15 protein-coding genes are annotated in these 18,116 nt (G+C 33.0%); 11 read left to right on the top strand and 4 right to left on the bottom strand.

Translation table 11 applies throughout. The features are described from left to right. Window positions 1–82: 82 nt before the first annotated feature. From mnmE to D9V42_RS05440, 8 genes are all read left to right on the top strand, one after another. Window positions 83–1,462, top strand: a complete 1,380-nt coding sequence (mnmE, locus tag D9V42_RS05480; protein ID WP_107554729.1) for a tRNA uridine-5-carboxymethylaminomethyl(34) synthesis GTPase MnmE — start codon at window positions 83–85, stop codon at window positions 1,460–1,462. Between the two features lie 15 nt (window positions 1,463–1,477). Further along, window positions 1,478–3,355: a tRNA uridine-5-carboxymethylaminomethyl(34) synthesis enzyme MnmG gene (gene mnmG / locus D9V42_RS05475; protein WP_107554719.1), complete on the top strand. Its 1,878-nt coding sequence runs from the start codon at window positions 1,478–1,480 to the stop codon at window positions 3,353–3,355. Window position 3,356: 1 nt separating this feature from the next. Continuing rightward, on the top strand, window positions 3,357–4,076 hold the full coding sequence (rsmG, locus tag D9V42_RS05470) for a 16S rRNA (guanine(527)-N(7))-methyltransferase RsmG (protein WP_107554720.1): 720 nt from the start codon (window positions 3,357–3,359) through the stop codon (window positions 4,074–4,076). A 46-nt stretch (window positions 4,077–4,122) separates the two neighbouring features. Next, window positions 4,123–4,959 (top strand): ParB/RepB/Spo0J family partition protein, encoded by an 837-nt coding sequence (locus tag D9V42_RS05465; RefSeq protein WP_107554721.1) that lies wholly within the window; start codon window positions 4,123–4,125, stop codon window positions 4,957–4,959. Between the two features lie 322 nt (window positions 4,960–5,281). Next, complete coding sequence (locus D9V42_RS05460; RefSeq protein WP_122063639.1) at window positions 5,282–6,739, top strand: carbon starvation CstA family protein; 1,458 nt, start codon at window positions 5,282–5,284, stop codon at window positions 6,737–6,739. 273 nt (window positions 6,740–7,012) lie between these two features. After that, window positions 7,013–8,371 carry a glycerol-3-phosphate transporter gene (gene glpT, locus D9V42_RS05455; RefSeq protein WP_107556399.1) on the top strand — a complete coding sequence of 453 codons (1,359 nt, stop codon included), beginning with the start codon at window positions 7,013–7,015 and terminating at the stop codon, window positions 8,369–8,371. 315 nt (window positions 8,372–8,686) lie between these two features. Further along, window positions 8,687–9,247 (top strand): helix-turn-helix domain-containing protein, encoded by a 561-nt coding sequence (locus tag D9V42_RS05450; RefSeq protein ID WP_122063636.1) that lies wholly within the window; start codon window positions 8,687–8,689, stop codon window positions 9,245–9,247. A 1,203-nt stretch (window positions 9,248–10,450) separates the two neighbouring features. Continuing rightward, entirely contained in the window at window positions 10,451–11,212 is a 762-nt protein-coding gene (locus D9V42_RS05440; protein WP_122063634.1) for a MerR family transcriptional regulator, read from the top strand. A gap of 83 nt (window positions 11,213–11,295) precedes the next feature. On the opposite strand, the gene D9V42_RS05435 is transcribed toward D9V42_RS05440, so the two are convergent. From D9V42_RS05435 to D9V42_RS05425, 3 genes are read right to left on the bottom strand one after another with little or no spacing between them, the layout of a single operon-like run. Then, entirely contained in the window at window positions 11,296–11,445 is a 150-nt protein-coding gene (locus D9V42_RS05435; protein WP_107556331.1) for a FeoB-associated Cys-rich membrane protein, read from the bottom strand. A 12-nt stretch (window positions 11,446–11,457) separates the two neighbouring features. Next, on the bottom strand, window positions 11,458–13,452 hold the full coding sequence (gene feoB, locus D9V42_RS05430; RefSeq protein ID WP_122063631.1) for a ferrous iron transport protein B: 1,995 nt from the start codon (window positions 13,450–13,452) through the stop codon (window positions 11,458–11,460). Next, window positions 13,445–13,681 (bottom strand): FeoA family protein, encoded by a 237-nt coding sequence (locus D9V42_RS05425; RefSeq protein ID WP_122063628.1) that lies wholly within the window; start codon window positions 13,679–13,681, stop codon window positions 13,445–13,447. The genes feoB and D9V42_RS05425 overlap by 8 nt, the downstream gene beginning before the upstream one ends. Before the next feature lie 403 nt (window positions 13,682–14,084). Here D9V42_RS05425 and D9V42_RS05420 point away from each other — a divergent pair, with 403 nt between their 5' ends. Both D9V42_RS05420 and D9V42_RS05415 read left to right on the top strand, forming a co-directional pair. Beyond that, window positions 14,085–14,381, top strand: coding sequence for a hypothetical protein (locus tag D9V42_RS05420; RefSeq protein WP_107556328.1), 297 nt, complete (start codon window positions 14,085–14,087; stop codon window positions 14,379–14,381). A 252-nt stretch (window positions 14,382–14,633) separates the two neighbouring features. Then, on the top strand, window positions 14,634–15,533 hold the full coding sequence (locus D9V42_RS05415; RefSeq protein ID WP_107556281.1) for an ABC transporter substrate-binding protein: 900 nt from the start codon (window positions 14,634–14,636) through the stop codon (window positions 15,531–15,533). A 67-nt stretch (window positions 15,534–15,600) separates the two neighbouring features. Here the strand turns inward: D9V42_RS05415 and D9V42_RS05410 are convergent, their stop codons facing one another. Beyond that, window positions 15,601–16,434 (bottom strand): aldo/keto reductase, encoded by an 834-nt coding sequence (locus D9V42_RS05410; RefSeq protein ID WP_122063625.1) that lies wholly within the window; start codon window positions 16,432–16,434, stop codon window positions 15,601–15,603. Between the two features lie 217 nt (window positions 16,435–16,651). Between D9V42_RS05410 and D9V42_RS05405 the strand changes: the two genes are divergently transcribed. Then, window positions 16,652–18,073, top strand: a complete 1,422-nt coding sequence (locus D9V42_RS05405) for an APC family permease (RefSeq protein ID WP_122063622.1) — start codon at window positions 16,652–16,654, stop codon at window positions 18,071–18,073. Window positions 18,074–18,116: the final 43 nt, after the last annotated feature.

Genomic DNA, 18,116 nt, shown 5'->3' with positions numbered 1-18,116 from the left:
CAATATGTTCGCTTTTTAATAGGAAAGTCTTTAAAATATTATAATGACAAAAAATGAGTTTAAAAAGGAGGCGAGATGGATGATGGATTTAGATACGATAACGAGTATATCCACGCCAATGGGCGAAGGAGCCATAGGAATTGTACGTTTATCTGGTGTTGATTCAGTAGAAATTGCAGATAAGTTATTTAAGGGTAAAGAAAAGCTTGAAGATGTGGCATCTCATACCATTAATTATGGTCATATCATTGATCCTGAATCAAATGAAGTAGTAGAAGAAGTTATGGTCAGTGTATTAAGAGCACCTAAAACTTTTACAAGAGAAGATATTGTTGAAATAAACTGTCATGGCGGTATTTTGACAATAAATAGGATATTAGAATTAACAATGACATATGGTGCGCGTATGGCAGAACCGGGTGAATATACGAAACGTGCGTTTTTAAATGGTCGTATTGATTTATCTCAAGCCGAAGCAGTTATGGATTTTATTCGTTCTAAGACCGATCGTGCGTCTAAAGTTGCGATGAATCAAATAGAAGGTCGTTTAAGTGATATGATCAAACGACAGCGACAATCCATTCTCGAAATCCTCGCACAAGTTGAAGTTAACATAGATTATCCAGAATATGATGATGTAGAAGATGCTACAACAGAAGTATTATTGGATAAATCCAATAAAATTAAAACTGAAATTAATAAATTACTTGATACAGGTACGCAGGGTAAGATTATGAGAGAAGGATTAGCTACAGTAATAGTTGGTAAACCAAATGTAGGTAAATCATCTATGCTCAATAATCTTATTCAAGATAATAAGGCTATAGTGACTGAAGTACCTGGAACAACAAGAGATACATTAGAAGAATACGTTAATGTAAGAGGCGTACCATTAAGGCTTGTAGACACAGCTGGTATACGTGAGACTGAAGATATAGTAGAACGTATTGGTGTAGAGCGTTCTAGAAAAGCACTTGGCGAAGCTGATTTAATCTTATTTGTACTTAATTATAATGAGCGATTAACTGAAGAAGACCGCAAATTATACGAAGTTATTAAAAATGAAGATGCCATAGTCATCGTAAATAAGATGGACTTAGACAAACAATTGGATCTAGATGAAGTTAAAGAAATGATTGGCGATATGCCATTGATACAAACGTCTATGTTAAAACAAGAAGGCATCGATCAATTAGAAATCCAAATCAGAGATTTATTCTTTGGTGGCGATGTTCAAAATCAAGATATGACATATGTATCGAATTCAAGGCACATCTCGTTACTGAAACAGGCAAGAAATACAATCCAAGATGCTATAGATGCAGCAGAAACAGGTATACCAATGGATATGATACAGATAGACTTAACTAGAACTTGGGAAATTTTAGGTGAAATTATCGGAGAATCCGCAAGCGATGAATTGATTGATCAGTTATTTAGTCAATTCTGCTTAGGAAAATAATAAGGAGGAAAAATTATGGCTCAAGAATATGATGTAATAGTAATAGGAGCCGGGCATGCTGGTATTGAGGCAGGACTTGCTTCAGCGAGACGTGGTGCTAAAACGTTAATGTTAACAATTAACCTAGATAACATCGCGTTTATGCCATGTAACCCATCAGTTGGTGGTCCAGCAAAAGGTATTGTTGTACGTGAAATTGACGCATTAGGCGGTCAAATGGCCAAGACAATTGATAAAACACACATTCAAATGCGCATGTTAAATACTGGTAAAGGACCAGCCGTTAGAGCTTTACGTGCTCAAGCCGATAAAGTGTTATACCAACAAGAAATGAAGAAAGTAATTGAAGATGAAGACAACCTTGATATTATGCAAGGTATGGTGGATGATTTAATTATTGAAGACGATGTAATTAAAGGCGTGCGTACGAATATTGGAACTGAATACTGGGCAGAGGCAGTAATCATCACAACAGGTACGTTTTTACGTGGAGAGATTATACTAGGAAACATGAAGTATTCTAGTGGTCCAAATCACCAATTACCGTCAATTTCACTTGCTGATAACTTAAGAGGACTTGGATTTGATGTAGTTAGATTCAAAACAGGAACACCGCCACGTGTTAATGCAAAAACAATCGATTACTCTAAAACAGAAATCCAACCTGGCGATGATGTGGGTAGAGCATTTAGTTTTGAAACAACAGAGTATATTTTAGATCAACTACCATGTTGGTTAACGTATACAAATGGTGATACACACCAAGTCATTGATGATAATTTACATTTATCAGCTATGTACTCAGGTATGATTAAAGGTACTGGTCCAAGATACTGTCCTTCAATCGAGGATAAGTTTGTTCGTTTTAATGATAAACCGCGTCATCAGTTATTCTTAGAACCAGAAGGTAGAAATACAAATGAAGTTTATGTTCAAGGTTTATCAACAAGTTTACCAGAGCATGTACAACGTCAAATGCTAGAAACTATTCCTGGCTTAGAAAAAGCGGACATGATGCGTGCGGGTTACGCAATTGAATACGATGCGCTAGTACCTACACAATTATGGCCAACACTTGAAACTAAAAAAATAAAAAACTTATATACAGCTGGTCAAATTAATGGGACTTCTGGTTATGAAGAAGCGGCCGGCCAAGGTATTATGGCAGGTATTAATGCAGCAGCTAGAGTTCAAGGTAAAGAAGAAGTCATTTTAAGTCGTTCGGATGCTTATATCGGTGTACTTATAGACGATCTTATTACTAAAGGTACAAATGAACCTTATCGTTTATTAACTTCTCGTGCAGAATATCGTTTACTATTAAGACATGACAATGCTGATTTACGTTTAACAGATTTAGGTTATGAATTAGGTATGGTTTCTGAAGAACGTTATGCACGCTTCAATGAAAAACGCGACATGATTAAAGCAGAACAAGAACGTCTTCAGGGCATTCGTGTTAAACCAAATGAACGTGTACAAGCAATTATTGAAGCACAAGGCGGTTCACGTCTAAAAGATGGCATATTAGCTTTAGAATTACTACGCCGTCCAGAAATGACATATGATTTAATCCTTGAAATCTTGGATGAAGCACATCAATTGCCTTCAGATGTTGAAGAACAAGTTGAAATTCAAACAAAATATGAAGGTTATATCAATAAGTCATTACAACAAGTTGAAAAAGTTAAACGTATGGAAGAGAAGAAAATTCCAGAGGATTTAGACTATAGCAAAGTGGATAGTTTAGCTACGGAGGCAAGAGAAAAATTAGCAGAAGTTAAGCCTTTAAATATTGCGCAAGCTTCTCGTATTTCAGGTGTGAATCCAGCCGATATTTCAATCTTACTTGTATTTCTTGAACAAGGTAAAATTCAAAGGGTGAATAATTAAAATGAGTGTAACATGGTTAACTAAGCAACTCAGTACACATGGAATTGAACTTTCAGACAAACAACAACAACAGTTTCAAACGTATTATCAAATGCTTGTAGAGTGGAATGAAAAAATGAACCTAACAAGTATTACAGAGGAACATGAAGTATATTTGAAACATTTTTATGATTCAATTGCGGCTAGTTTTTATACGGATTTAACTAAAGAATTAACAATATGTGACATAGGTGCTGGTGCTGGTTTTCCTAGCATTCCTTTAAAAATTATTTTTCCAAATTTAAAAGTTACGATTGTAGATTCATTGAATAAACGAATACACTTTTTAAACCAATTGGCAGATGCTTTAGATTTAGAGCATGTTAGTTTTGTACATGATCGTGCTGAAACATTTGGTAAGGGAGTCTACAGGGAGTCTTATGATATTGTGACTGCACGTGCAGTTGCAAGACTATCGGTATTGAGTGAATTGTGTATTCCATTAGTTAAAAAAGGTGGGCAATTTATTGCTTTAAAATCTTCTAAAGGTGAAGAAGAATTGGAAGAAGCACGTTTTGGTATAGGTGTCCTAGGTGGTAAAGTTTTGGATACCATTTCATACGAATTACCTGAAAACGCAGGTGAAAGACAGATGATTATCATTGATAAAAGAAGTCAAACACCTAAGAAATATCCAAGAAAACCAGGAACGCCGAATAAGTCACCGTTACTTGAAAAATAGAAAGAATTCAATTCAATACAATTAATTTAGAGGGAGCGCATAATAAATGAAGAAACCTTTTTCTAAATTATTTGGTTTAAAGAACAAAGATGACATTGTTGGTTATATTGAAGAGGATCATAATAACGTTGAATCTATTCATACCGAACGCATTGTGCCAAACCGTTATCAACCGAGACAAGTATTTGAGCCAAATAAGATTAAAGAACTCGCAGAATCTATAGAAGAACATGGTTTGCTACAACCGATTGTAGTACGTCCAATCGAAGAAGATATGTTTGAAATCATCGCTGGTGAGCGTAGATTTAGAGCGTTACAAACACTCAATAAAACACATGCGGATGTAATCATCAGATATTTAGATGATGAAGAAACGGCTGTAGTAGCTTTAATTGAAAATATTCAACGTGAAAATCTATCTGTCATAGAAGAAGCGGAAGCATATAAGAAGCTATTAGATATTGGTGATACCACGCAGAGTGAATTGGCTAAAAGTGTCGGTAAAAGCCAAAGTTTTATAGCAAATAAATTAAGACTATTAAAACTAGCGCCTAAAGTAATAGAACGTCTACGTGAAGGCAAGATTACAGAGCGTCATGCACGTGCGATGTTAAGTTTATCAGAAGAAGATCAAGTTGACTTGGTCGAAACAGTTATTAGCCAAAAGCTAAATGTTAAACAAACAGAAGCACGAGTTAAACAAAAACTTGGCCCTGAAAAAGTTAAAGCCCGTAGATTTGAGTTTGAAAAAGACTTAACTGATGCACGTGAAGCAGTTGGTCAAAGTTTAGAGTCTATTGAAAAAAGTGGTATTAAATTCGAACATCAAGCTAAAGATCACGATGATTACTATGAAATAAAAATTAAATTATATAAATATTAGAATAATAAAGGTCGAGGCATCCATTTGTCTCGACCTTTAACTATTTATTGATTGTTTTATATTAGTAGGCTTCATATGTGTGTCATCTGATTTGCAACAACAGTATTTTGCAATAATAGAAAACTAGCCATATAGTTAGCTTTGTTAAATTGGGTAATCAATTGGAAAAATTAGGTGAACATGGGTTGTGCTTCATATAATAATATTAAGACTTTCTGTGAAACAAATTAGAATAAAAAAATAACGGAATATTGTGAAAAATTACTATTTGTGATTAAATTAAGAAAACGATTTCACGTTATCTTAAGGGGGGAATGGTAACATGATTACATTTATAGTTTCTATTATTATACTTATTATTGGGTATTTCACTTATGGGAAATATATCGATAAAATGTTCGGTACAAAAGAAGAGCGTCCTACGCCAGCTTATCATCAAAGGGATAATGTAGATTATTTACCTATGAAAACATCATCTAATTCACTAATCCAATTATTGAATATTGCAGGAGTTGGCCCTATATTTGGTCCGATTATGGGGGCTTTATATGGTCCAGTAGCATTTATTTGGATTGTTTTTGGCTGTATATTTGCAGGTGCTGTACATGATTATTTAACTGGAATGATTTCGATAAGAAACAAAGGGGCGCATTTACCTGAACTTGCAGGTAAATTTTTAGGACAAGTTATGAAACATTTCGTTAATATTTTTTCAATTTTATTATTGTTGTTAACTGGTGCAGTTTTTGTAACAAGTCCTGCCTTACTTTTACATAATTTAATGGATGGTCGTATTGCTCTAGGTATTATTATATTTGTTATTTTTGTATATTATGTACTCTCTACAATTTTACCAATAGATAAAATAATTGGGCGTATATATCCAATATTTGGTGCTTTACTCTTAGTAAGTGCAGTAGGCATTGGATTCCGTCTTATTCAAACAGGTGCTCCTATTCCTGAGTTAAGCTTGAAGAATATGCATCCGGATGGCGCATCTATTTTTCCATTATTATTCTTTACTATTACTTGTGGCGCATTATCTGGTTTTCATGCGACTCAAACACCTATTATTTCAAGAACAACTAATAAGGAAAAGAATGGTCGTTTCATTTTTTACGGTATGATGATTGCAGAAGGTATTATTGCAATGATATGGGCAGCAGCTGGAATGAGTCTGTTTAATGGCTATAATGGCTTAAATGATGTATTAGCGCGAGGTGAAGCGGCGTTAGTAGTTAGTCAAGCTTCGCATCTATTATTAGGTTCTGTCTTCGGTACAATTGCTGTATTAGGCGTTATCATATTACCGATAACAAGTGGTGATACATCTTTCCGTAGTGCAAGAATGATTATTGCAGATTATTTGAATTATGGACAGCGCAGTATTGTAAAAAGAATTATAGTTGCTGCACCATTATTTGTTATAAGTTTTGGGTTAACACAGGTTGACTTCACAGTTTTATGGCGTTATTTCTCTTGGGCTAACCAGACAACGGCTGTAGTGGCATTATGGGTAGGTGCCATGTATTTATTAATTGCGAAAAAGAATTTCTGGGTTGCAGCGATACCAGCTGTATTTATGACTTGGAATATATTTACTTATATTTTAAGCCAGAAAATTGGTTTAGGCTTAGACCTTAATTTGAGCTATATACTCGCATTTGTGTTGACCATATTATGGGTTGCTTACTTCGGTTATCAATATAAGAAAATGACGGCCGGTGCGCAATTTGAATTAGATCATCCTATTCCATATCAGCAACAGCAGGTAACGTAATATTAGTCAAAAATTGTATTTAATATGATGAAGATAAATCGTCAATTTATTAAATAGACTAATAACAAAATATTATAATTATTTATAGAAAAGCGAGCATATGAATTTTTAATTTTGCATCCTCGCTTTTTCTAATATCCAACTAATAATAAACGATTATCTATTTTATAAAAAATCTGCAAAACGCCTTGCTATATTTTACTTTTGAATATAATATAATGATGATATTTTATAAATCATATATCAAAAGTATATTAAGTCAGGAGTGATTCAATGCTTAAATTTTTGAAACCAGCAAAACATATAGAACCTTTGCCTGAGGAGCAAGTTGATGATACATACAAGAAATTACGTTTTCAAGTATTCTTAGGTATCTTCATTGGTTATGCAGGTTATTATTTATTACGTAAAAACTTTTCATTAGCGATGCCATCATTAATCGAGGAGGGCTTCAGTAAAGGTGAACTTGGTATTGCACTTTCAGCAATTTCGATTGCTTATGGTTTTAGTAAGTTTATAATGGGAACCATTAGTGACCGGAGTAATGCGCGCATATTTTTAACTTTAGGCTTAATACTAACGGCAATTGTAAATTTATTACTTGGTTTTGTGCCTTTTTTTACATCAAGTATTACAATTATGTTCGTGTTACTATTTTTAAATGGATGGTTCCAAGGTATGGGGTGGCCGCCTTCAGGACGTGTTCTTGTCCATTGGTATAGCGTCAGTGAACGTGGTAGTAAGACTTCAATATGGAATGTAGCTCATAATGTAGGTGGGGGTCTAATGGCTCCTATAGCGACATGGGGTATCTCCATGACTGCACTATATAATTTTGGGTACTTAAAAGGTTTTGAAGGTGTATTCATTTATCCAGCAATATTAGCCATCATTATTGCGATCATTTCATACTGTTTAATTAGAGATACTCCTCAATCACAGGGGCTACCACCCATTGAACATTATAATAATGATTATTCTACATCATCTAAACAGACATTAGAGACAGAACTGACTACGAAAGAAATTTTATTTAAATATGTTCTGAATAATAAATGGGTATGGGCAATTGCCTTTGCAAATATATTTGTCTATTTTGTACGTTATGGGGTGTTAGATTGGGCGCCTACATATTTAAGTGAAGAGAAGCAATTCAATCTAAGTGAGTCAGGTTGGGCGTACTTCCTATATGAATGGGCGGGTATCCCTGGTACATTACTATGCGGTTATCTATCCGATAAATTATTTAAGGGACGTCGTGGTCCAGCAGGATTTTTCTTCATGTTGGGTGTAACAATATTTGTACTTATATATTGGCTGAATCCTCCTGGTAACGCTTGGTTAGATAATGTCTCACTCGTTGCTATTGGGTTCCTTATCTACGGACCTGTAATGTTAATTGGCTTACAGGCATTAGATTATGTTCCTAAGAAAGCAGCTGGAACTGCAGCAGGATTAACAGGATTGTTTGGTTATTTATTTGGCGCTGTAATGGCTAATATCGTATTAGGATTTGTCGTGCAACATTTTGGTTGGGATATTGGCTTTGTATTATTAACTGTTATTAGTATTTTAGCAATGCTTAGCTTCATACTAACCTGGAACAAACGTGGTCAAGAAGAACTACATTAATTGAGTTAGCCATATCAATCATTTAATTGTATAGATGTGATGAATGTTTAACTATGGAATATATACAGCTAGCAAAATTAAGTAATTAAATGATTACTTAATACCTAAATATATGATTATCGTGAGGGCGAGCATAGGAAACTTTATTGGTTTCAATCTCGCTCTTTTTGTTTGTCTGTCTAGAGGAAGTCTTAAAAAAGCTGTCATAACAGTATGTAAAAGTATTTAGACAAAGATAATTATGCAGATGTTAAAGAACTTTGATAGTCTAATAATATAATATATCTTACTCTCTAATAAAAGGAGCAAAAAGCAATGAATCTAGGTTATCAAATTAAATATTTCCGCCGACGTGATCAACTTTCTCAAGAAGACTTAGCTAATAAACTATATGTTTCACGACAAACAATATCAAACTGGGAAAATGATAGGAGTTATCCTGACGTGCATAATTTATTAATGCTTAGTTCATTGTTCGATGTTTCTTTAGACGATTTAGTCAAAGGAGATGTAGAGATTATGGAGCAAAAATTAAGAAAAGCTCGCTTTAACTTGTGGACGCATTTAATGATATGGCCAATGCTAATGGCCGCGATTTTAATTGGCCCAGCAATGTATTATTGGGGAACAGTTGGAACGATAACTGAAGTTATATTATTAGGCATTGGGATAACGGCTTCTATTAAAGTGGATAGCATTAAGAAATCATACGATATACAAACCTATGACCGTATCGTTGCGTTTATGAAAGGTAACGACCCAAATGAGGTCAAGACTACTAAATTAAGAAATGTAGCTACATTTTGGTACAGCTTTATATTAGTTGTAGGTACATTTTTAATAATCGCACTAATAAGTACTTTTATTTTTAAATGACAAAAATAGTGAATATTATTGTTTTTCCGAGAGGATTATTACATGTTTCGGTGATAAATTTAAACTAATTGGATAGCTAAAACAAATTAATAACACATAATAAAAAGGAAAGGTTTCTATTACAATATTGAGAAACCTTTCCTTTTATTTACACTAAATAGATAGGGGTTAATGTACCATTTTTCCCCTATAATAAGATGAATTATTAACTGCAAGGATTGTATAACAGGTTATATCTTAGCTTGGATTTTAGTAATATTCAAACTAATTAAAGAGCCATTTTCATTTTCTGAAACGTTAAATTCAGTTATAAAATACGATTTATTTTTAGAAAATTTATACTTAACAATATATTTATTGTCAATTTTGAAATATTCATATGAATATAGAGGAGATACTAAACGAGATAGTTTCTCTAAATATCGTTCTTTGACATATCTGTTAATACTTATATAATTTCTACTAATATATAACTTTTTTCTTAATTTGGAGAGTTCCCTAGGCCCTAACAAGTTACAAAAAAGCTAGGAATTTTTTTCATTAATACTGAGAATAAAATTTTCGATGCAATCTTCTATTTTCATAGAATCACCTCTATCTATTTATTAAAAGTTAAACTCTCGACAAAATGGTTTTTAGTCCCTTAGTTAAATATTGAAATGTAAGTATGTGTCCTAACTATACTTCTAATGGTAAATAAAAAGTATTTGTAATGAACATCAATTGGAATTTTTGTCACAAATACTAACGCATTGGGGTAGTTGACTGTAAGACATTAATTAATAGCGGCATCGTTGTTGAAAAGCGAAAGTGAAAGTTGTAGTAATACTTTTAGATAAATTTATCTAGAACTTAAATTAATTAGTAAGTTATTTAAGTTACAGTATCTAGGTTTGAACTTTTCTACATGCTCTATAAAGTTTATTTGTCATTTTAAATGCCCTCCTTTAAGATTATTAAAAATGTAATATTTCACCACTGTATTAGTATTCCCGACAATTATTTTATCAAACATTTAAAAGTGTCTTTAAAATAAGTTTTATTTCAGTTATATTAAAATATTATTAGTATGGTAAGTTGAAATAATAATTAATTTTAATAGCAAACCATGTTTTTGAGGTTAATAATACTATATATAATAAATTTCCCCTTGAGGTTTACGTTACGTAAGGGTGTAAAGTGAAATTTGAAAGGAGGTCAATGATGAACTATACAGTAAGTCAATTAGCTGAGCTATCAGGCGTAAGTAATAGAACTTTACGTTACTATGACCAAATAGGTTTACTTAAGCCAGCTAGAATTAATGAATCTGGATATCGCATATATGAACAAGAAGAAGTCGATATACTGCAACAAATCGTATTTTACCGTGAGTTAGAGGTCAGTTTAGATGAAATTAAAGAGATTATCCAACAACCGACATTTAATAGAGTGAAAGCTTTAGAAAACCATTATTATAACTTAAAACAACAACGTGAACGCCTCGATAAAATGATTCAAACAGTTGAAAAAACGATTGCTAATAATAAAGGAGAAATTATCATGAAAGATAAAGAAAAATTTGAAGGATTCAAAGAAAAAGTTATTCAAGAAAATGAAACGAAATATGGAAGAGAAATCAGAATGCAATATGGAGATGACCTCATAGATCAAAGCAATAAAAAATTTAAGAATATGACACAAACAGATTACGATGCTTGGAAGAATTTGGAAAAAGAAATTATCGATTTGCTATCTGAAGCATACCAAACAGGTGATTCAGCTTCCGAACCTGCACAATTATTAGCAGCAAAACACAAAGCTTGGCTCATGTATACATGGCCTGAATACTCTAAAGCAGCTCATGCTGGGCTAGCAGAAATGTATGTTAACGATGCTACTTTTACTGACTACTATGATAAACATGTTGAAGGCGGTACACAATTTCTTAAGGATGCTATTTTAGTATTTGTTGGTAAAGTATAAGTATATAAAGATGTTAATTAAGATAAAATATTAAAATGCCGAAGCGTCTGGGGGGTTATGTCCCAATCTCTTCGGCATTTGGTTTAGTTTTTTCTACGTTCAATTATACAGCCGTCTTTTGAACCACAAGAGTTACACTTTCCAGATTTGGACCTTTTAATAAATCTAGTGAGTGTATATACGGTATAGCTAAATATTGCGGAAAAGACAATAATATTAATTAAAATAGTCATAAAATTACTCCCTCAAATAAATAGATGTCCAACTTGATAGAAAATGAACGATAATACATAGGTAGCAATTAGAGGATACGCAACTGCTAGTACAGTCCATTTAAGTGAATAAGTTTCTTTTCGAATAGTTGCTACGGTTGATAAACATGGTATATATAATAATATAAATATCATAAATGCATATGCAGATAATGGTGTGAATTGTTCTTGGATAATATTGACTAATCCTGACTCATCGGAAGCATAAATAATTGCCATTGAACTGACAATGACTTCTTTTGCAAGGAAGCCAGGAATTAAAGTCGCGCCAGCTTGCCACGTACCAAAGCCTAATGGTGCTATGAAAATGGCAAAGAAGCTACCAATTGCATGTAAAAAGCTATCATTGACGTCTACATTAAACCCACTAGGTCCAGTGTAGTTTAATAACCAAATCACAACAGAGCCACCAAAAATAAATGTACCTGCTTTTTTTACAAAACCTTTAGCTTTTTCCCATGTGCTTCGCCATAATGTCTTGATAGATGGCATGCGGTATGTTGGTAATTCTACTATGAATACCGAGTCATCATTTTTCAATAAAGTCTTAGTCAAGATTATACTCGTAGCCAAAGCTACAACGATGCCAAGGATATAAAGACTTAATACAATCAAAGCCTGATGTTGTGCGAAGAATACACCAACAAATAAAGCATAAACTGGAAGCCGTGCTGAACAAGACATAAAAGGTGCAATTAAGATTGTTGTAAGGCGTTCTTTTTCACTTTCGATACTACGTGCAGCCATAATACTAGGCACATTACAGCCAAATCCTATAATCATAGGAATAAATGATTTACCACTTAAGCCAAAGGTTTCCATAATTCTGTCCATGAGTACAGCAATACGTGCCATATACCCAGAGTCTTCTAATAATGAAATAAAGAAGAAAAGTACCATGATTTGAGGTACAAATACTATGACTGCACCTACACCGGCGATAATACCATCAGTGATTAAATACTGTAGAAACGGCACTAAACTAATGCTTTCCATTACGGATTTAACAGTGTCGGTCAGTCTTCCCCCAATAAATTCATCAAGTTGGTCTGATATTGGTGTGCCGACCCAAGTAAATGTGATTTGAAATATCAACCACATAATACCTAGGAATATAGGAATACCAAGGAATTTGTGCGTTAATAATTTATCTAAACGTGATGAAAAATATTGTCGTTCTTCATCAGGATATTCGACGACATCAGTTAACAAATGATCTATATAATTGTTTCGTTTTTGTTGGATTACTGCTCGAATATCAATGGATTGAGAAGCGGCTAATTTTTGGCGTAAAGGTTCAATTAGATTAATTAAAGTTTTATCGAGAAGTTCATAGATTTTTATATTATCTAACAAAAATTGTATGGCGATAAAACGTAATAAGTGCCTGTCGAAATTACTGTGCTTTAGTAGCTGTTCTGATATGTTTTGGATTGTGTTTTCTATAGCTTCACCATAATTGATATGTAATGGGGAATTTCTAGATAAATGTGCATCATTTAGTGCATCTAATAATTTTTTAGTACCTTTTCCATTTCTAGCGATAATAGGAAGTATAGGTACTTTTAATTTTTTCATGAGTGCGTCTTGATTAATATGTATGCCACGTTTCGCAGCAACATCAATCATATTTAACCCTATAATTATTGGTGCACCGAGTTCCATTAATTGTATCGTGAGTTGTAAATTTCGTTTCAATTGGCTAGCATCAATGATATTAATCATGCCAGAAAATTCATTTTTTAATAAGTAGTCGGTAACCACAGTCTCATCTTTTGAAATAGGAGATAATTCGTATATACCCGGTAAATCAATGAGCTCTCCAGCATTAGCTTTAAGACGTCCTACCTTCTTCTCTACAGTAACGCCACTCCAGTTACCCACATATTCGTATGTACCAGTTAAAGCGTTAAATAACGAGGTTTTACCTACATTAGGATTCCCTAAAATACAGAAACTATTAGCCATGAGATTCCTCTAGTAAAATATGACATGCATCACAACCACGAATACTTAAATTTTGACCATTTATTTCTAGAATACAAGGGCCTCTAAATAAGCATTTTTGTTTAATTTTTACATTTGATCCAGGGGCTAAACCTAAAGCGTTAAGACGCTGAATCAAGTATTTGTTTTCGATTTCCATACTTTTAATTGTATAATTTTTTTCTAAAATACCAGTCTTTAAATTCAACATATTCATCACTCTTTCATAATAATAATCATTATCAATTATATAGTTATATCTTAAGCAATAGAAGTTGTTAACATATTGTATTTATGAAAACTTTGTTAAACATTTTTGAATGAGACATACATTATTTGAAGTAGTAAAAAAGATATTATTTAGTAATTCATAAATAAGTATTTAAATGGGTATAGTATAGTGAGCAAAGATGTTGTAATTACTGTAGTGTAATACTACACTACAGTAAACAACAATTTTAATAGCTAACTAATCGATATTTGTGAAGATAACGTGATACATAATGATTAAAGTCAGCTAGATTATTTGAAGTCAATCTAATTCTAGAAGCAATGTGATGTTTATAAGCAGTAACGTACTTTAAAATACGCGCATTAAATTAGGAGGGATTCAAATGATTATTCGTGAAAACAAATGCATTAAAGTGAAAAGACTGAATGAAGCGCGGTCAAGTGGTATTTCTGTCATGATTGAAGAGGGTGGTTTAGGAGCGGACCAATATTATCAAATAGAAAAGCAAAATGCTAAAACATCCGAAGAGCACTTACATCAATTTGAACATGAAGTTAGCGAAAAAAGTGACATAGAACTTGTTGAACTATTAATCGTTAATGCCCAAGAAAGTACCAACAGAGAATATAGCGAAGCATTAAAAGTGATTAAATTAGAAATATTAAAACGTATGGAATAAATTTAATGTGAAAGTGGTTGGGAATCATATCCCAGCCACTTATTTTTATCTCATGAGTTAATCAATTTATCTTATCCCTTCAGAACATTGTAAGTAAACTATTTACATAGGTGAATCAAGCAAAAATATAAAGTGTTAAAACTAATAATATTTATTATTAATTTTAAAATACAAATAAATATATTGCTTATTATTAATACTGGGCATAAAATATAATTAATAGTGATAATCATTATCAATAGGAGGGGCCAAATGAAACAATTATTAAGTTTTATTATTTTAGCAGTACTGCTGCTCTCAGCATGTAGTAATGAGTCAAAATCTAATGAAGAAGAAAGCACGAAAAGTTATACCTTGGGTAGTGGTAAAAAAGTTGATATTCCAAAACATCCAAAGCGTATTGCAGTTGTGGCTAATACATATGCAGGTGGCATAAAATATTTAGGTGGTAATATTATCGGTGTTACTAAAGATATAGAAAAGAGTGATGTTCTAAAAGATAAATTTAAAAATACTGCAAAACTAAATGAAAACGATGTGGAAAAAGTTGCAAAACTTAAGCCAGATTTAATTATTGTTGATACTACTGACAAAAATATTAAAAAGTATGAAAAAATTGCGGCAACATTACCAATCGAATACGGTAATAAAGATTATTTAGATACGCAAATTGAATTAGGTAAGATACTTGGTAAGGAGAAAGAAGCTAAAGATTGGGTGGAAAAATGGAAAGCTCAAACTGCTGAGGATTCTAAAGAAATCAAAGGGCATATAGGAGAAAACGCAACAGTTTCAATTTTTGATGATTTTAGCAAAACCATCTATGCATTTGGCTCAGAGTGGGGACGTGGTGGAGAAGTGTTATATCAAGCATTTGATTTAAATATGCCTCAACCGTTAGAAAAAGAAGTCAAAAAAGATGGTTGGAAAGAATTATCACAAGAACAACTACCAAAGTATGCTGGAGATTACATTATCACGATGAGTGAAGGTAAAGCTCAGCCAGAATTTGAAAAAACAAATATGTGGCAACAAATACCTGCTGTTAAAAATAATCATATTATTAAAGTAAAGGCCGAGACGTATTGGTACAATGATCCATATTCATTAGCATTTCAAAGAAAAGAGCTAAAAAATAATTTAATGAAATAATAAATAAAAAGAAGTGGAACAGCAATCATATATTATAAAATGATTGTCGTTCCACGCTATTAATTATTTATCCATTAAATTCTACAGGGTTTGGACCAATTCTTTTATCTTGGTTTAAAGCATCAATACGATTGATTTGTGCTTCAGTTAATGAAAAGTCAAAAACATTTATATTTTCTTCAATTCTATGTGGTGTCACAGACTTAGGAATTGTGACAACACCATGTTCAATGTTCCATCTAATTACAATTTGTGCAGGAGATTTTCCAGTTTCATCAGCTATAGCATTGATAGTCTCATCTGTAAGAATTTCAGCATTCATTAAAGGTGACCAAGATTCCATTTGGATAGATGCTGAAGCTAAATATTTTCTCAATGCTTCTTGAGTAAAGTATGGGTGGAATTCTACTTGGTTAATAACTGGCTTAATAGTCGTTTTCGTTTCTAGTAACTCTAATTGTTCAATTGTAAAGTTACTAACACCAATATTTTTAACTTTGCCCTCATTATATAGTGCTTCCATGCCTTCCCAAGTTTCTAGCATGAGTGATTCGTTGGTACCTGGCCAGTGAATGAGGTATAGGTCTAAATAATCTAAGCCAAGATTACTTAATGACGTTTCATAGCCATCTTTCACGTTATCTTTACCATAGTGATTTAACCATAATTTAGATGTGATAAATAGGTCTTCTCTAGTAATACCTGCGGCCTTTATACCCTCTTGTATACCTTGTCCAACCATTTCTTCATTAGCATAAACTAATGCTGCATCAATACTACGATATCCGTTAATGATTGCATGCTTTACTGCATTTTTTGCCGTATCATCATTTTCTACTCTAAAGACGCCTAAGCCAAGTTGTGGCATTGTATTGCCATTATTAAAAGTTATATTTTGCATCATTATGCTCCTTTTCATTAAATCAATTTTAGTAAATTATTAACTATGAACGCTATTTTAAACCTCTTATTAGGAAAATGTAAGTACGCACTTTAAAGTAACCTAGGTAAAATGACTTAAAAATAATAATTCTTTTTAAAAATGGCATGTACAATAGTTTCAAAAATCATTATACTTAAAAACATGTTTGTTTTAAAAAAAGCTAGGAGATATAAAAATGAATCTGATACATAGAATACTACGTAAAGAAGATGTATCGCGCTACCAAAATAAAGATGCGCACTTAGAACGTACACTTCGCGTTAAGGACTTTTTAGCATTAGGTGTTGGGACAATAGTTTCAACTGCTATTTTTACATTGCCAGGGGTTGTGGCTGCGGATCATACGGGACCTTCCGTCAGTCTATCCTTTTTAGTTGCAGCAATTGTAGCAGCTATGGTTGCATTTGTATATGCTGAAATGGCGACAGTAATGCCGTTTGCAGGCTCTGCATATACTTGGATTAGTATATTATTTGGAGAATTTTTTGGTTGGATTGTTGGTTGGGCATTAATCGCTGAATATTTAATTGCAGTTTCCTTTGTAGCCTCTGGTTTTTCTGCAAATTTAAGAGGGCTGTTAGACCCCTTCCATATTTCACTTCCTAATTCACTTTCTAATTCATTAGGTACTGATGGTGGGGTAATAGACTTGATAGCTGCAATTGTAGTTGTTATTACTGCTTTATTATTGTCTAGAGGTACTTCAGAAACAGCACGAGTACAGAATATATTAGTCGTGTTAAAAGTACTAGCAATTTTCCTATTTATAATAGTAGGTTTATCTGTAATAGATATTGGACATTATGTTCCATTTATTCCTGAATATAAAGAAACAGCAGCAGGTGCTTTTGGTGGCTGGCAGGGCATTTATGCAGGTAGCTCTGTTATATTTGTTGCTTACATTGGTTTTGATTCTATCGCTGCCAATTCTGGTGAAGCTATTAATCCACAAAAGACCATGCCTAGAGGGATTTTAGGGTCATTATTAATTGCGGTGACGTTATTTGTGGTTGTTGCGTTAGTATTAGTTGGAATGTTTGATTACAGTGAATATAAAAACAATGCTGAACCCGTTGGATGGGCATTACGTACAAGCGGTCATGGTACGATTGCAATTATTGTACAAGCTATTTCGGTTATTGGTATGTTTACTGCATTAATTGGAATGATGCTAGCTGGTTCACGCTTACTTTACTCATTTGGTAGAGATGGCATCCTTCCATCTTGGTTAGGTAAATTGGATAATAAAAACTTACCAAATCGCGCTTTAGTCGTATTATCTATCGTTGCAGTAATTGTTGGATCTGTATTCCCGTTTGGGTTTTTAGCTCAATTAATTACAGCAGGAACATTAGTAGCCTTTATGTTTGTAACAGTGGGTATTTTCGCTTTACGTAAACGAGAAGGTAAAGATTTGCCATTACCAGCATTTAAATTACCGTTGTATCCTGTTATGCCAATACTTGTGTTTATTTGTGTGTTTGCAGTATTTTGGGGATTAAGTGGACAAGCTAAATTCTATACATTGATTTGGTTTGTCATTGGTATAGTATACTACCTGTTCTATATCATTAAGACGAATGGTCAACAAAAATAGTTAGATGTAAATGTTAAAATATCATACTAAAATATATTTCAAA

Origin of the sequence: Staphylococcus pseudoxylosus (assembly GCF_003697915.1) — a bacterium.
In the GTDB taxonomy this organism is placed as follows: domain Bacteria; phylum Bacillota; class Bacilli; order Staphylococcales; family Staphylococcaceae; genus Staphylococcus; species Staphylococcus pseudoxylosus.
Note: the sequence above shows the minus strand (reverse complement) of the source record. Positions and strands in the feature narration are given on the sequence as shown.

Coding starts and splice junctions, on each gene's coding strand:
- mnmE (WP_107554729.1), top strand. CDS start 83: ATGGATTTAGATACGATAACGAGTATATCCACGCCAATGGGCGAAGGA.
- mnmG (WP_107554719.1), top strand. CDS start 1,478: ATGGCTCAAGAATATGATGTAATAGTAATAGGAGCCGGGCATGCTGGT.
- rsmG (WP_107554720.1), top strand. CDS start 3,357: ATGAGTGTAACATGGTTAACTAAGCAACTCAGTACACATGGAATTGAA.
- D9V42_RS05465 (WP_107554721.1), top strand. CDS start 4,123: ATGAAGAAACCTTTTTCTAAATTATTTGGTTTAAAGAACAAAGATGAC.
- D9V42_RS05460 (WP_122063639.1), top strand. CDS start 5,282: ATGATTACATTTATAGTTTCTATTATTATACTTATTATTGGGTATTTC.
- glpT (WP_107556399.1), top strand. CDS start 7,013: ATGCTTAAATTTTTGAAACCAGCAAAACATATAGAACCTTTGCCTGAG.
- D9V42_RS05450 (WP_122063636.1), top strand. CDS start 8,687: ATGAATCTAGGTTATCAAATTAAATATTTCCGCCGACGTGATCAACTT.
- D9V42_RS05440 (WP_122063634.1), top strand. CDS start 10,451: ATGAACTATACAGTAAGTCAATTAGCTGAGCTATCAGGCGTAAGTAAT.
- D9V42_RS05435 (WP_107556331.1), bottom strand. CDS start 11,445: ATGACTATTTTAATTAATATTATTGTCTTTTCCGCAATATTTAGCTAT.
- feoB (WP_122063631.1), bottom strand. CDS start 13,452: ATGGCTAATAGTTTCTGTATTTTAGGGAATCCTAATGTAGGTAAAACC.
- D9V42_RS05425 (WP_122063628.1), bottom strand. CDS start 13,681: ATGTTGAATTTAAAGACTGGTATTTTAGAAAAAAATTATACAATTAAA.
- D9V42_RS05420 (WP_107556328.1), top strand. CDS start 14,085: ATGATTATTCGTGAAAACAAATGCATTAAAGTGAAAAGACTGAATGAA.
- D9V42_RS05415 (WP_107556281.1), top strand. CDS start 14,634: ATGAAACAATTATTAAGTTTTATTATTTTAGCAGTACTGCTGCTCTCA.
- D9V42_RS05410 (WP_122063625.1), bottom strand. CDS start 16,434: ATGCAAAATATAACTTTTAATAATGGCAATACAATGCCACAACTTGGC.
- D9V42_RS05405 (WP_122063622.1), top strand. CDS start 16,652: ATGAATCTGATACATAGAATACTACGTAAAGAAGATGTATCGCGCTAC.